This window comes from Mycoplasma sp. Ms02, from assembly GCF_019720735.1.
In the GTDB taxonomy this organism is placed as follows: domain Bacteria; phylum Bacillota_I; class Bacilli_A; order Mycoplasmatales; family Metamycoplasmataceae; genus Mycoplasmopsis.
Map to the genome: position 1 here is coordinate 345,872 of NZ_CP081302.1, position 14,410 is coordinate 360,281.

Consider the following 14,410-nt stretch of genomic DNA (forward strand, 5'->3'; position numbering starts at 1 on the left):
CAAAAACTTGTTTTTTTCGATAATTCTAAAGGCTTTAAAAATCTTTTTCGTTTATAATAATTTTTATGAAAGCACTTGATAAAATTACACCACTTGAAGAAGACTTTGCGAAATGATATACAGACGTTGTTAAGCAAGGTAATTTAATAGCTTATGGACCTGCAAAAGGTACTTTAATCTTCAAACCAAATTCATACGGGATTTGAGAGCAAATTCAAAAAAGTTTAAACGCTGAATTTACAAAAAAAGAAATTCAAAATGTTTACTTACCTTTATTGATTCCTGAATCGCTTTTTGCTCTTGAAAAGAAACACATAGCAGGTTTTAACCCTGAATTAGCGACTGTTACTAAAGTTGGAGACAATGAATTATCTGAAAAACTATTCATTCGTCCTACATCTGAAGTACTTTTTGCCGATTTATTCAAAAATTCAATCGAATCATACAAAGACTTGCCTATTGTATACAATCAATGAGCAAACGTTTTAAGATGAGAAAAAACAACAAACCCATTCTTAAGAAATAGAGAGTTCTTGTGACAAGAGGGTCATACATGTCATGAAACGGCGATTGAAGCTCGTAAATTAACCAGAGAAATGATTAAACTTTACGAAAAATTCTTAAAGAAAATGTTGGCTATTCCTGTTATCGTAGGTAAAAAAACTCCATACGAAAAGTTCGCAGGAGCCTGCAGCACATACACTGTAGAAGCGATGATGAAAGATGGTAGAGCCTTACAAGCAGGAACAAGTCACTACTTAGCGCAAAACTTTTCTAAGCCTTACGGCATTAAATTTAAGGATCGTGAAAACAAAGAGTCTTACGTATACCAAACTTCTTGAGGAGTTTCAACAAGACTTTTAGGTGCGATCATCATGACTCACGGAGACAACAGAGGAATCGTTATTCCTCCACGTGTTGCTCCAGTTCAAATTGACTTATTAGAGTTATTTGCAGATAAAAACGAAAAAGTTGCCCAAGTATCAGCTCAACTAAAAGAAGTGCTTGGAAGAAAATGAAGAGTTAGAATCGACAAGACAAATAAAAACCCAGGTTTCAAAGCTTCCAACTCAGAAATTCAAGGTGTTCCTTTAAGAATTGAAATTGGTCCTAGAGATCTTGAGCAAGATATGGTTACAATCGTAAGAAGAGATACTCTTGAAAAAATGGCTGTTTCTGTTTCAGAAGTTAAAGATCGTGTTGCTGAACTATTAGACGCAATTCATGACAACCTATACGAAACAGCAAAAGCCCGTCTAGAAGCTAAAACTGTTTCTGTAACTACATTTGAAGAATTTAAAGCTGAAATCGACAAAAATAACTTTGTTTTAGCTCCTTTCTGTTGTGGAGATGATGCCGAAAGAGAAATAAAAAACAAAACAGGGGCTTCAACAAGATGTGTTCCACTAAACATGGAAAAAAATGAAAAAAATGTTGAATGTATTATGCAAGATTGCAAAAATAAAACCTCTAAATTTGTTGTTTTCGCAAAATCATATTAGTAATATCTGGAAATAATGCCATATTTCTGAAAAAAATACTGTTAAAAGCTGCCAGAGGTGGCTTTTTTAACATATCTTGCTGTAAATAAGGTAAATAAGAAAGTGGGAGGATATATTTGAGAAAGACTATGAAAACAAATTCTATAGATCAGAAAATTGCTAACGGAAAATCTGAATTGGTTAAAACTATATGTAATCTTTACAAGCTAAATTTAAAATCAATTGAGCTTGAGAAAAAAAGAAAACTTTTATATGCCAAAGATAAAGAATCTGACACAGCTAGAACTCTTCCTGATAAGACGGAGTTTGTTAGGTCAAATAAAGAAAAAACATCTAATACAGAATTCTTGAAATTAGTACTTAAAAACATGTCTAAAAAAGAAGCTTGAATCATCGAAAATACCTATATTAATGATGAAGATAACACTACTTGATATGAAAACTACTTTTCAAGAAGCAATTTTTACAAAAAACGAAAAGAAGCAGTCGATCAATTTCTCTATTTATATTTTGGAATTTAAATAGATGATAAATTCAATCCAATTAATTAAGCAGATTGAGAAAAAGTACAACATCGAACATGAGTATTGAACTAAACAAGAGATTACTTACGGTCAGCCTTCCATCTCGGGCATAGAGTTGAAGGTCTCTGTGATCAAAAACTATAAGAATGACAACTTTGAGTTAATTATAGCTCCTGACATTGATACTAGCAAATATAAACAAAGTTTTTTATTGCAAAAAATCCAACTAAAGATTTCAATCAATGATAAAACGATAATTACAAAATCGTTATCTGAACTTAATTCAGACATTTGAATTGAAAGTTCAGTTATTAACCTGCAACATAGCAAGTTAAGTAGTTTAAAAATTGAAATAATCCAAGACTCCGATAATTATTTATCAACCACTTTCTTTAAGAAAAAAATAAAACGTGAATTTGAAAACATCAAAATAAAAAAAGGAATAGAAGAACTAAAATTTCAATCGGGCATTTCATTTCATTTGGACAAGTCAAAACATTCCTTCTCTTCTAGACCTATTTTTACAAGTGTTTTCTTAAATATAAATTTAATAAATAGCACAACTCATCATTTTAACAAGCACCCAATTTACATCCTTAACATCGGTGCACTCCATACTCTTGAAATAAACAACAATTCAAAATCGCCTTACTATGGGTTTGTCGGTAAACCTAGAGTATTCAAAAGCGATTTAACTTTAACCTTTAACCATACAAACTCATTATCAATGCCAATCAAAGTGCTTGAAGTAAACGAGAATCAATTTAAAGGCTTGGTCGAAGTCAAACCTAAAAGTAATGATATTTTCAAAAAATACTTCAATTTGAAGGGCAAAAATCTTTATATAGCTAAAAACTTTAATAAAGAGCTAACATACGAAATCGAAATTCAGATCGAAGATGTTAATCTAGTATTTGAAAAGTCAATTGTCTTTGACAATAGAACTAAAGTGCAAAAATCACGCATAAAAATAACAGATCATCCTTATACACAGTTAAAAACGCAAAATTCGTTTTTGATCAAAAATATAAACTGACAAAAAATCTTAAAACTCAAAAACATTACGATGGATGCATTTATTCCATTTAGACGTAAGAAAAATGAAGACTAGCACCAAATATCTCTTATCCTCCCTTATCGGTCTTACATTTTGTTTAGGAATCTGCGCACCCCTTGTATATGAGTATTTCGGTGGGAATAAAGCTGAAAAAAAGGTGAGCAATTTAACCCTTGAATATGACTTACCACCAGCATTGACTTTTGATAATCAAGAATTGCAAAACTATCTTGACAATCTGCAAGAAATTGATGAAGATGTAGTTGCTTACATCGCTTCCGAAATTATTAAAACTTTGCCTGAAAATGAAGGCTCAGTTTTGTTCGATTACATTATTTCAAATGACAGAAGATCAGCAACCATTTCAGTAGTTTGACAACTATCCGATAAAAACATTGGGAAAAATTATCAACTAAAAGTTGTAAACGAAGTTAGTTAATAAAAATCTCGCGTGTGCGAGATTTTTCTTAAGGACAATATTATTTTCTTTTAATTTCTTTTAGACGTGCACTCTTACCACTTCTGTTTCTCATGAAGTAAAGTTTGTTACGTCTTGTTTTGTTTGAACGAACTACTTCGATGTGAGCGATTAATGGTGAGTTTGTTGGAAATGTTCTTTCAACACCAACTCCGTAAGAAATTTTTCTAACTGTAAATGTTTCTCTTGTTCCTGATTCTTTTTTAGAAATTACAAGACCTTCAAAGATTTGGATACGTTCTTTTTCACCTTCACGAATACGAACGTGAACTTTAACGTTATCCCCTGATTGGAAAGCAGGAAGGTCTGAACGTAACTGTTGTTTTTCTACTAATTCAATTAAACTATTTCTCATTTTTAATCCTTTCAATTATGTCAGGACGATTTTTCAATGTTTTTTCTCATTGAGCTTTCGTCTTTCATTCATTAATTTCTTTATGATTACCGTTTAAAAGTACTTCAGGTACTGTCATACCTTTATACTCGCGAGGTCTTGTGTATTGTGGGTAATCGAGGAGTCCGATATCCTGAAACGAATCATGAATATGTGAATCTTCTCGAATTACTCCTGGCATTAATCTGACAATTGAGTCAGCCATTACCATTGAAGGTAGCTCACCCCCTGTCAAAACATAGTCACCGATTGATAATTCCATATCAACTAGTTCAACTACTCTTTCGTCAAAACCTTCATAACGACCTGCAATAAAGGTGATTTGATCATGCTTTGCAAGTTCATTTGCAATTTTTTGATCCAATCTTTTACCTTGTGGCGTTACAAGAATTTTAAATCCACCTCTGTTTGGTAGCGATTCTAGAGCTAAGTCAATTGGCTCTACTTTAAGTAGCAACCCATGACCACCTCCATAAATCTCATCATCAACCTTGTTATGTTTATTATTACTAAAATCTCTAAAGTCTACAACTTTAACATCGATTAAACCTTTTTCGATCGCTTTGTTTACAATGCTTTCTTCAACAAAAGGTCTGTAATAATTTGGGAACAACGTTAAGAAATTAATTTTCATTATTTACCAGATTTAAGTTTGTCTGTTAATTTGTTAGCTCTAAATAAGTTAGCAACAGTTTGTGTAGGTTGAGCACCTTGAGCTAATCATTTAGCTGTAGCTTCAACATTTAAATCTAATTTCTTTGAGTGTGGGTCGTAGTTTCCAAGTGCTTCGATGAATTTTCCATCACGTGGTGCTCTAGCGTCAGCAGCAACCACTTTGTAAACAGCGTGGAACTTGTGTCCTAAACGTTTTAATCTAATTTTAACCATAAATTATCCTCCTTAAGTGTCAAGCATTTTTACTTGACAGTGTAAAAATATTATACATAAAACCAAAAAATAAACACGAAAAATTTAAATAAAAAATTATAATAAAACAATGATTAAATTAAAAGTCGAATACAAAGAGAGAATCGATAAATATATCTCAAATCACACGGAGCTATCAAGAAGCGATATTAAGCAATTAATTGAGCAAAGAGCAGTTTTTATCAACGGCACAAACGTGATTAAACCTAAGTACATAGTTCGTGAAGGTCAAGAAATTGAAATCGTGAAATTACTTGATAAAGAAATTCATATCGAGCCTCAAAAAATGGACATTAACGTGATCTTTGAAGATGAACACATTATCATTATTGATAAACCAAGTGGGATGGTGGTTCACCCATCGCCTGGTCATTATGAAAACACGCTTGTAAATGGTCTTTTATATCATTTTAAAAATAACCTATCAAATGAAAACGGTTTAATGCGTCCTGGAATTGTTCATAGAATTGATAAAGATACTTCTGGTTTACTAATTGTGGCTAAAACAAATGAAGTTCATCAAAAATTATCAGATATGTTCAAAGAACACGCAGTTAACAGAAAGTATGTCGCAATTGTTGATGGTGTTCTATCAGCAAACAAACTCAAAATTAACTTGCCTATAGGTAGAAGTGAAAAAAACAGACAAATTATGGCAGTGACAAATGTCAATTCCAAACACGCAGTTTCTCACTTCGAATTATTAAAAACTTTTTATTTAGATAACCTTCCTAAAACATTAATTAAATGTCAGTTAGAAACAGGAAGAACGCATCAAATTCGTGTTCATGCAGCTTATATCAAGAATCCGATTTATGGGGATCCTATTTACAACAAAGAAGTCGATGCATTTGGTCAAAGACTACACGCTTATGAACTGGAATTTACTCATCCAATGACAAACGAGAAAATGATTTTCCATTCAAAACCACCAGTCGAATTTGCAGTCAGTGAATTTGATTTTAATACCTTATTTAAAGTTGAAAAGGAGAAATAATGTTTAATTTAAGACAATATGCAGTAATAAACAGTATTCCTGAACTATGAAAAAAAGAAAAACAATTCAAACCATTTATTTTTACTTTCATGGCTTTTCTTTTTTTGGTTTCAGCAATCTACTTAACTCTTGGGATTTTAACAGTCGTTTACAAAGAAGACTTAATCACAAGTATTCAAAACTTTCTAGCTAAAAATAATCAAACTTTGCGTCAAGAAATAATTTTAGAAGCAGCAACAAGTACAGTAACAGGATTAATTACAATGAATTTCATCATTGCATCATTAGCTTTACTACTTAATATCTACTACATCGATGGAGTTAGAGACTCATATAAAAATCAGAACTTTTCAAGGTTAAAAGGGTCGGTAACATTCCTTTCATCATTTTATGTGCTATTTATCATTATCAGTTTAGTTCTTAACCTAATTAGAGGTGGTATACAACTTGAATTTCAACACCCAATCCTAATTGCTGGATTAGTAATCAAAATTGTTCTAGTTGTAGGATGATTCTTAATTGGAGCACAAGTAAGAAACATTAGACAATTATTCATTTCAATTGAACAAAGAATTGCATTTGCAAAATTTGTAGAACAAATGAATGCAAACGGAGGAATCCAAAACCCATTCTTCGCTTCAGCAGCAACTCAAATGAATAACCAACCAGCTCAAGAAGTTAAAAATGAACAAGAAGTTAAGCAAGAAAAAACTGAAGATAAGCCAATGGATCCAAAACTAATGGAACTATCAAGAGAACGTTTAGAATCTGTTGCCAAAAAAATGAACATCATCGGGTACGAACAACTAAGTGATGATGAACTTCGTAACGCAATCAACCAAAAACTATAAAACACATTTATTGTGTTTTTTTCTTTTTTTGGAGTAAAATAATCTAAATATTTTGTGGAAGGAATATATGAACAAAAATTTATGAATACTAATGGGAATACTAGCAATTCCTGTTGTCGGAGTCCCGTTAGCAATTATGGTTGCTAACGCTACCAAATCAACGCAAAGCGAACAAAAACCTAAAGACGAAGTAAACAAAACTTCAAAAACAGAAGAAAAAAAAGCTCAAGATGAAAACTCAAATATAGGTTCAGAAAAATCAGAAACTAAAGCCGAAGGTGAATTAAACACAGAGGATAATTCACAAAACGCTGAAAATAATTCTGGAGAAAACACGCAAGATGATCAAAATTCTACTGTTGCAGAAAATGAAACTGAAGACAATAACAACAACTCTAATGAAGAAGCAAACTCAGAAACTGATCAACCCAAAGACGAAAATAATAACAATCAAAATAAAGACTCAGAAAACGAAAATACCTCAAACACAGGCCTAAACGAAACATCAGAAAGCACAGAGGCTGAAACAAATAATGACAGTAGTTCAGACAACGTTGAGGAAAACACACACAATGAAACTTCTGAAGCGACAGATACTGCTGGTGTAGAAAACACAAAAGATGTCATATCTGATGAAGACTCAAATTCTGAGACTCAAGAAAATACTACTGAAGATCAACAAGATAACGATTCATCAAAAGTGAATGTCGAGGACAGTCAATCACAGGAAGAAGACAAAAATCAACAACAAGATCAAAACACAGATGTAAATGCTGAAGTTAACGAAGATAATCCAACAAATACAGAAGATACATCTACAGTGGAAAGTGATACAAAAGTTTCAGAAACTATGGAAAATGAAACTGAAAAACAAACAGAAAATAACTCCCTTGAAACTTCAGAAGAAGAAACAAGCAATATGAATGTTTCAGATTCAGAAAAACCAGTAACAGAAGAAACTACATCTGAGGAAGTAACACAACCTGAAGAAAAAACTCAGTCTGATGAACAAACAGAAGATGTAAAAGAAGAATCGAAAGAAGTTATGGCTAAAGACTTTTACAAAGAACAGGAAGAAGTTCAATGATTAGCTAAAGCCCTTACAACTGAAGAAGGACAAGTAGAGTGAAATCTTCCTGTAGTTAAAGAGTATCTAGAAATGACAGGAGATGATAAAAAACCTCTTGCAGTAGCACTAAAACAGTTTGCTTACGGAAACTACGTTTTAAACTATTTCAAAGATAAAGATAGCACGACAATTCAAGAAGAAATAAACACTATTTCGCTTCAAATAAAATTCGGGTATCCTGAAGAGTTCCAAAACTTTGAAGCTAACAGAAATACCTATAAAATAGAAGGATTCAACGAAAAGAACAGGGCTGTAAACAATGCTATTTTAGCGATCGTGAAAAAATTAAGTAATCAAGGTGTGACATTACAAACTTTCGGAATCAAAGAAGAGCTGAAAGAAATAACAACAATAGAAACACCTCAACACACAGAAAGTTCTGGTGAGTTCGACAGAACAACTACAGTTCAAGGTTCATAATAAAACTGCCTAATGGCAGTTTTTTTGTTTTCAATAACAAATTGAATAATTAAAAACTTGAACCATGCGTTCAAGTTTTAAGTTAATTAAGATCTATTTTTTCTTCTTTTAACAACAAAGAAAGTAACTAAAGAACCAATAATTAGTCCAAGAATAAATAAGATTCAGTAGAATACACGCATGTATCATTGGTATTGTCTTAGTCCAGAATTTTCTTTTTCTAATTCTTGTTTATCAGCTTCAAGTTTCGCTAAATCTGCTTTAGCTTTTTCAACTTTTGCATTCGCTGCTTGAAGGTTTTCTTTTGCTTGATTTAAATCTGCTTTAGTAGACTCTAGAACACCGTCTTTATTTTGAATAAAGGTATCAATTAGTTCAATGACTTTTGCTAAGTTATTTAATTCTAAGTCATTTAATTCTTGAGCTTTTTCAAGACTGAATTTATCCTCTTCAGCTTGTTCATAGTTGTTTTTAATTGAGTCAGTAATTTGTTGAACTTGTTCAATGTATTCGTTAAGTGTTTGTTCTTCTTCTTGAGTTAAAGCAAAACTATCTTTCGCTTTATTTAAGATATCAACAACTTTTTCACCTTCTTCAACTGAACCTAGAGAGTGTCTCTTGATGATTTCTCTTAAGTTTTCAGCTTCCACAGTTAACGCATCAAGTTTAGCTTGAACTTCATTCTTTTCATTTACTGCTGCTTCTTTTTGAGCAACTGCATCATCAAGTTTACCTACTGCTGCATCTCTTTCAGCAACAGCTGCATCTTTTTGAGCTACTGCTTCTTCTTTTTCAGCAACAGCTGCATCTAATTTACCTACGGCTGCATCTCTTTCAGCAACAGCTGCATCCTTTTCGGCTATAGCACCATCTAATTTTCCTACAGCTTCATCTCTTTCAGCCACTGCAGCTTCCTTATCAGCAACAAGTTTGGCGTCTTTTTCCCCTTCTGCAATTGCATATCTTTCAAGAACTTCATTAAGTTGTTCATTAACGAAAGCTCCTCCTTTTGTGAAGGCAATATCAGCATAAATAGGGTAGATTAATTCAAGGTTTTGTGATTTTAAGTAAACAATAAATGATTCAATTGAATAAAGTGATCTAACTCACATCATATATTTGTTTCTTAAATCATCTCTTTGATTTCTGTATCCTTCTACTCCAGGGTGACTATCCTTATTTTGATCAGGATTTTCTGAGAAATAAACTACGTTTTTTTGTAGCTCTCTAAACTGTTTAATGTTTAGAACAAGACCTTTTAATGTGTTTCAAATTTGAAACTGATCTCCAAACTCAGATCCCAATTCTCTTAGTTTATCTTCGCCTAAATCATAAATCTCAGTTCTATATTTTTTATATAAAGGATCATTTTCACCAGCTGAGAATTCTGTTTGTGCAAAAAAGGTTTCGATTTCTTGCATTTGAGCATCAATTGCTTGGTAGTAATCTTCGTCTGTCATTTGGTCTAGATTTTGATTATATTCTTTGAATCCACCTTCATCTAATGGTGGTTGATTTGTAGCTGATTTAAAAATTCTATAAATACGATCTAAATTTGACTTTTTAAATAAGAACTTAATATCTTCGTCAATTCTTAATCTTTCTCGATCATCATCAGAAAGGTTTGAACCTGAGTTCTCTCTGGGAATTCTGGAATATGGAACATTAGCGTTCTTTAGTGACTCAATGTAATTTAAATCTGTTACTGCATTAACACCTTCACGGTAAAGCTCTTTAAAATCACTATCGCTTAAAGATGATAAATCAGCCATCCTGTCCAGAACGGATTGTAAAATATACATTGCAGATCCATAATCAGATCAAGAGTCTCCATCATAATCAAGGAAGTCGAACTCATGCTCTTCAGCGTAATTATTTTTATTTTGAAAATATGTTTTTACTGATTGCCTATCAGCTTCGCTGCTTCAGTTCATTGATGCTGACATAGATATCAGTGCACCAAGTGGTGTAATAATACCAGCGCTTACACCTCCTAATTTTAAAAATTTGTTTTTCACGTTAATCTCCTAAATACAATAAAAAAATTTAAACATATTAAAATAATTTTAGAAAAATGTCAATAAATACACTTTTTAGTTTTTTGTGTAAAAACTGTTTTCGGTATGACGTTTTTCTCAGCTACTGTGCAACAGAGCTTTTCGTGAATTTCTATTTTTGAGTAATAATGTGTATTTGAACTTAATCACAGGAACCCTCAAAACAAAAAAAAAAAAAAAAAAAAAACAATTTTAAAAACAAAATTGGTAAAAAGTGAGTTTTTTGGGTAAAAAATCGGAATAAAAAAATACACGTCTGCGTGCATTATTTCATGGTGCCCAAGACAGGAGTCGAACCTGCACAGGTCTCCCTACTAGAGCCTTAATCTAGCGTGTATGCCAATTTCACCACTTGGGCATTTTTATAATTATAGCACTTACAACTAGAAAAGTGATTTTTTTGAAACTATTGAAACAAAAATTAACGCTTGCGAAAGAATTCCCAAAAGTTCCCCATAGTTTTCCTCATCATTTGTATCAATGACAATTTCGCTATAAGAATTTCCTTGTTTAAATGACGTTAAGTGTTGTTTGTATAAATCGAATAAATTTTCAATCGATTCATTAATTTGCGAAATTCCGTATTGGTTAAGTCCATCTTGATTATTAACATCTGATGTTATTTTGTAATCAAAAAATTGCGACTTTAGATTAAGTGATAAAACACCTTTGTTCCCTTTACCTGAAAACAGACTTTGCGAATATGAGTTTGCTGTAGGGGCAAAAATCACGGAATCTGTATACATTTTTGAACTTAGTTTTAACATCATTTCCTTAAATCAACTAGCCAATAAAAAAGTATTAGACAGCTTAGAAAGAAGAACCATTAAGTTCGAACTTGAATTGATATCAATAATAATATCCAAAAGTTTATAAGAAAGATTGTAATTCTGATCGACTAAATAGCTATTGTTAACAGCTATTTTATAACCATTTAGAATCTTCTTAATGTTTATTCCTTGATAGGCCAGTAACACTAAAACAGCTTCTGTGAAAAACCCGAAGTTGTTTTTTATTAAAAGATTGTTAAAGAAGATATTTTCTTCTTTAACTCTTAACTTTTGCAAGTCAGAATCTAAAATCTTATCCGTAAACAGGAATGTGTTTGAACGCATTCATTCATAACCATATCTTGAATAAACATCTTTCACGAAACCTAAAAAGATTTTTTTAAAATTAGAAGACTCTTCATTTCTCGTCACATAAAAAGTTGCAATTTTTCGAAACTTTTTAAAGGTATAATCAAGTTTTTTGGAAATATTCGCTCCTGATTCATCTTTGTTGATAAAAATTAATTCAGCTCTTTGATTTGATAATAAATCAAGTTCTCCATTTAAAAACTGAATCGCACTTTTGACAAAATGCATTGTGTAATAGTCGCAAAAGACAACAATAGAATCAATTTCTCTATCGTAAATTCCATGACATGCGTTGATAACTCGATTTAAAAGCGAAGAACTAATATTTAAGAAAAAAGAGTTGTAATCAGCATATTTAAAGTTAGGAACTTTCTTGCTATAAAAGTCCATTACTAAGCTTTTTACATCTGGAAGCCTTGAATCAGCCTCAAAATTAGAGCCGATTACTTTATTTATTTTTATTTTCATACATTACTTCAATTTCTTTTTCAGCACTAGCTTTTAAGTTCTTAAACCCAGAAGCAGTTTCTTTAATATTGTGCTTGAAAATACCAATAGCAAAATTTGGGTGATTTAGCTTAAAACTTGCTTTTCCGACTTTGTCATTTTTGGCTTCGTCAACTATTACAAAGTTAATTTTGTCACCTGTTTTAAAGAGACTAACAGGGTCAATAGCTCTTCAATCACTCAAATCTGATTTTTCGATTTTATAAACTTTTTGGTTTTTATTTTTAACAAGAATGTAATTGCTTGCAACATCAATTACGACTCCAAAACCTACATTGCTGCTTGAACTAATTTTCATATCTGAATTATATTAAAAAAGCAATAAAAAAATAGCCCAGGAGGCTATTGCACCTATAAGCCGCTTTTTGTACCTTGTAAACAAGGTGCTAGCAATTTATCTAATCTTACGATTTTTCTTCTTAGTTGTTATTCCCTTGAAGAAACTCCAGTACCAAAATTTCTGTTTCTACCTCATGGAGTTTACCCGTTTCACAATTCTCGTCTCTGTGGCACTAGTCGTCTAGGCTTAGGTTTATTAGACCTAACATGAACACTACAGGCATTTCAGCCTGTGGTAGAGCGGACTTTCCTCTACTCAAAGAGCAGTAGCTAGCCGATGCAAAAATATCATACCAAAAACATGAACAAAATGCTGCTTTTTCCTTTTTTTATCTTTTTTAAAATGAATTGAAAAAACTTTGACAAATAAAAATGGTATGAGAAAAAAGATTGCATTTGCAATATTAGTTTTTTGTGTGTTTATTGCTAGCTTTTGTGCTGCTACAACCTTGAAAAAAGGAGGAAAGATTGTCAACAATTTCAAATACTCATACATAGTAAGTGGTGCTGTGCTCAGCCCACAAGAAATAAACACGAATCAAAAATTAACCCCGAGACAAATTTTTGCTAAAACAGGTCTTGAATCAGATGCTGACGTCTCAAGTTTTGACTACGACAAAATAAAAGAGCCTGGTGATTTGTTCGTACCATACAAAATGGAGAAAATAAAGATGAAAAATTTAAATAACATAATAGAACTTACAAAAAGGGGAGTTGGTAAAACTGCTGCAAAAAGAATTATTGAGTACGCAAAAACTAATGAGGAATACTCATGGGATGAAGTGTTAAGACTGCCTGGAGTTGGACCTGCAACTTTTGAAAAAGTTCAAAACATAATCTCAATTGACTAAAGCCTCAGATTTATTGTCTTTTTGCTCTTTTTTTACTTTTGTTCTACGAAAAAAGAGAAGTTACCTATTTATTAGGATGTATCGCAATTTTAATTTTTGCTTTTTGTGCTTTGAGAGAATGAAAGATGCTTCTGATTGTAGGATCAATATTTTTAACGATTGTATTATTACAAAATTACTACTATTATCACTATAAAATAGGCGAAAAAGGGACTTTCTATGTTTTAGAATCCGACAATGATGAGAGCTTTATCTCTATTGATAATCGTCTTTTTTATACTAATAGAAAAAACTTAATTTCTGGAGAAGTTTATGATTACAAAGGTTTTAGCTCAAAGGGATACTTTTCCAAATCTAGTTTTATTTTAGATTTTTTAAGTTTTAAGACCGTGCGAAAAAGCGAAAAAACGTTTTGATCACTCTTCACTTTGAAGAATCAACTTATTCCGAATTACATAAAGAACAGCTACGCATATTCCTTGATTTTTGGGCATTCGCCAAATAAGCAAGTATCAGCACTCTTGCAAAACTTGGGTATATTTCATCTTTTTGTAATAAGTGGTTTTCATTTTATAACGCTAGAAAAAATTCTGGGATATATTTTTAAGAACAGAAAATATGGTAATTTTTATACACTATCAATCTTGATTTTTTACTTCTTAATCTGTAAAATAGGTGTGTCATCGCTCAGAATCATAACAAGTAAGGTACTAGGTTTTTTCTCTAGAAAAGTCAAGATTGAAGTTTCGGCAGTAAATCTTGAAACGGTTTGCATCTGTATTTTATTTTTAATAAATCCATGATTTTTACTATCACCTGGATTTTGGTTAAGTTGTGGACTTTCATCCCTTATTCAAAAGCGATATCAAAAAGAAAAGGATACAAAACAGGAGCATTGACTAAAAAGCTATTTAAAAACCAATTTCATTGCCTTTACTTTTATGTCTCCAGTCCTATGGAGTTTTTCTAAAGAGGTGAACCTGCTAGCAATTTTGACCTGCTTAATCTTTACCCCAGTAATACAAGTTGTATACATTTGCTCTATCATTTTTATTACTATTCCACAGGTGATTTGAGCGCTTGATAAGATTCTGTTTTTGATGCTTAAAGGATTTTCAGATTACTTATCTTTTTTAGTGATTGTAAACACTAGATTTAAGTATTTTTGACCAATATTTGCTTTTTTGTCATACAATTTTTGAATTTATAAAACAGTTCCTAAAAATATATAATTAATG

15 protein-coding genes, 1 tRNA gene and 1 other RNA gene are annotated in these 14,410 nt (G+C 31.7%); 9 read left to right on the top strand and 8 right to left on the bottom strand.

The features are described from left to right. Positions 1 to 65: 65 nt before the first annotated feature. The 4 genes from proS (at position 66) to K4L35_RS01240 (ending at position 3,522) form a co-directional block, all read left to right on the top strand. On the top strand, positions 66 to 1,502 hold the full coding sequence (proS, locus tag K4L35_RS01225) for a proline--tRNA ligase (RefSeq protein WP_221617762.1): 1,437 nt from the start codon (positions 66 to 68) through the stop codon (positions 1,500 to 1,502). Between the two features lie 128 nt (positions 1,503 to 1,630). After that, positions 1,631 to 2,023, top strand: a complete 393-nt coding sequence (locus tag K4L35_RS01230) for an MG284/MPN403 family protein (RefSeq protein WP_221617763.1) — start codon at positions 1,631 to 1,633, stop codon at positions 2,021 to 2,023. Positions 2,024 to 2,027: 4 nt separating this feature from the next. Continuing rightward, positions 2,028 to 3,137 carry a hypothetical protein gene (locus tag K4L35_RS01235; protein WP_221617764.1) on the top strand — a complete coding sequence of 370 codons (1,110 nt, stop codon included), beginning with the start codon at positions 2,028 to 2,030 and terminating at the stop codon, positions 3,135 to 3,137. A gap of 103 nt (positions 3,138 to 3,240) precedes the next feature. Beyond that, complete coding sequence (locus K4L35_RS01240) at positions 3,241 to 3,522, top strand: MHO_1590 family protein (protein ID WP_221617765.1); 282 nt, start codon at positions 3,241 to 3,243, stop codon at positions 3,520 to 3,522. Between the two features lie 40 nt (positions 3,523 to 3,562). Here the strand turns inward: K4L35_RS01240 and rplS are convergent, their stop codons facing one another. Genes rplS through rpsP form a run of 3 tightly spaced genes read right to left on the bottom strand, consistent with a single transcriptional unit; the run spans position 3,563 to position 4,843 of the window. Further along, on the bottom strand, positions 3,563 to 3,916 hold the full coding sequence (rplS, locus tag K4L35_RS01245) for a 50S ribosomal protein L19 (RefSeq protein WP_221617766.1): 354 nt from the start codon (positions 3,914 to 3,916) through the stop codon (positions 3,563 to 3,565). After that, entirely contained in the window at positions 3,906 to 4,589 is a 684-nt protein-coding gene (gene trmD / locus K4L35_RS01250) for a tRNA (guanosine(37)-N1)-methyltransferase TrmD (protein ID WP_221617767.1), read from the bottom strand. Before trmD ends, rplS begins: the two co-directional genes overlap by 11 nt. Next, complete coding sequence (gene rpsP / locus K4L35_RS01255) at positions 4,589 to 4,843, bottom strand: 30S ribosomal protein S16 (RefSeq protein WP_221617768.1); 255 nt, start codon at positions 4,841 to 4,843, stop codon at positions 4,589 to 4,591. The genes trmD and rpsP overlap by 1 nt, the downstream gene beginning before the upstream one ends. 109 nt (positions 4,844 to 4,952) lie before the next feature. Here rpsP and K4L35_RS01260 point away from each other — a divergent pair, with 109 nt between their 5' ends. The 3 genes from K4L35_RS01260 (at position 4,953) to K4L35_RS01270 (ending at position 8,279) form a co-directional block, all read left to right on the top strand. Continuing rightward, positions 4,953 to 5,879, top strand: coding sequence for an RluA family pseudouridine synthase (locus tag K4L35_RS01260; protein WP_221617769.1), 927 nt, complete (start codon positions 4,953 to 4,955; stop codon positions 5,877 to 5,879). Beyond that, positions 5,879 to 6,730, top strand: coding sequence for a hypothetical protein (locus K4L35_RS01265; RefSeq protein ID WP_221617770.1), 852 nt, complete (start codon positions 5,879 to 5,881; stop codon positions 6,728 to 6,730). The genes K4L35_RS01260 and K4L35_RS01265 overlap by 1 nt, the downstream gene beginning before the upstream one ends. 67 nt (positions 6,731 to 6,797) lie before the next feature. After that, positions 6,798 to 8,279, top strand: coding sequence for a hypothetical protein (locus tag K4L35_RS01270; protein ID WP_221617771.1), 1,482 nt, complete (start codon positions 6,798 to 6,800; stop codon positions 8,277 to 8,279). 86 nt (positions 8,280 to 8,365) lie between these two features. Here K4L35_RS01270 and K4L35_RS01275 read toward each other — a convergent pair whose 3' ends face one another. From K4L35_RS01275 to rnpB, 5 genes are all read right to left on the bottom strand, one after another. After that, on the bottom strand, positions 8,366 to 10,297 hold the full coding sequence (locus tag K4L35_RS01275; RefSeq protein WP_221617772.1) for a hypothetical protein: 1,932 nt from the start codon (positions 10,295 to 10,297) through the stop codon (positions 8,366 to 8,368). A 312-nt stretch (positions 10,298 to 10,609) separates the two neighbouring features. Then, positions 10,610 to 10,694, bottom strand: a tRNA-Leu gene (locus K4L35_RS01280). Between the two features lie 25 nt (positions 10,695 to 10,719). Beyond that, positions 10,720 to 11,943 (bottom strand): hypothetical protein, encoded by a 1,224-nt coding sequence (locus tag K4L35_RS01285; protein WP_221617773.1) that lies wholly within the window; start codon positions 11,941 to 11,943, stop codon positions 10,720 to 10,722. Further along, positions 11,924 to 12,280 (bottom strand): hypothetical protein, encoded by a 357-nt coding sequence (locus tag K4L35_RS01290; protein WP_221617774.1) that lies wholly within the window; start codon positions 12,278 to 12,280, stop codon positions 11,924 to 11,926. Before K4L35_RS01290 ends, K4L35_RS01285 begins: the two co-directional genes overlap by 20 nt. Positions 12,281 to 12,331: 51 nt before the next feature. Next, an RNA gene (gene rnpB / locus K4L35_RS01295) (RNase P RNA component class B) lies at positions 12,332 to 12,603 on the bottom strand. A gap of 95 nt (positions 12,604 to 12,698) precedes the next feature. Here rnpB and K4L35_RS01300 point away from each other — a divergent pair. Together K4L35_RS01300 and K4L35_RS01305 are read left to right on the top strand one after the other, a co-directional pair. Then, complete coding sequence (locus tag K4L35_RS01300; protein WP_221617775.1) at positions 12,699 to 13,172, top strand: MAG0490 family ComEA-like DNA-binding protein; 474 nt, start codon at positions 12,699 to 12,701, stop codon at positions 13,170 to 13,172. A 125-nt stretch (positions 13,173 to 13,297) separates the two neighbouring features. Then, a complete protein-coding gene (locus K4L35_RS01305) occupies positions 13,298 to 14,404 on the top strand; it encodes a ComEC/Rec2 family competence protein (RefSeq protein WP_221617776.1) in 1,107 nt (368 codons plus the stop codon). Positions 14,405 to 14,410 lie beyond the last annotated feature (6 nt).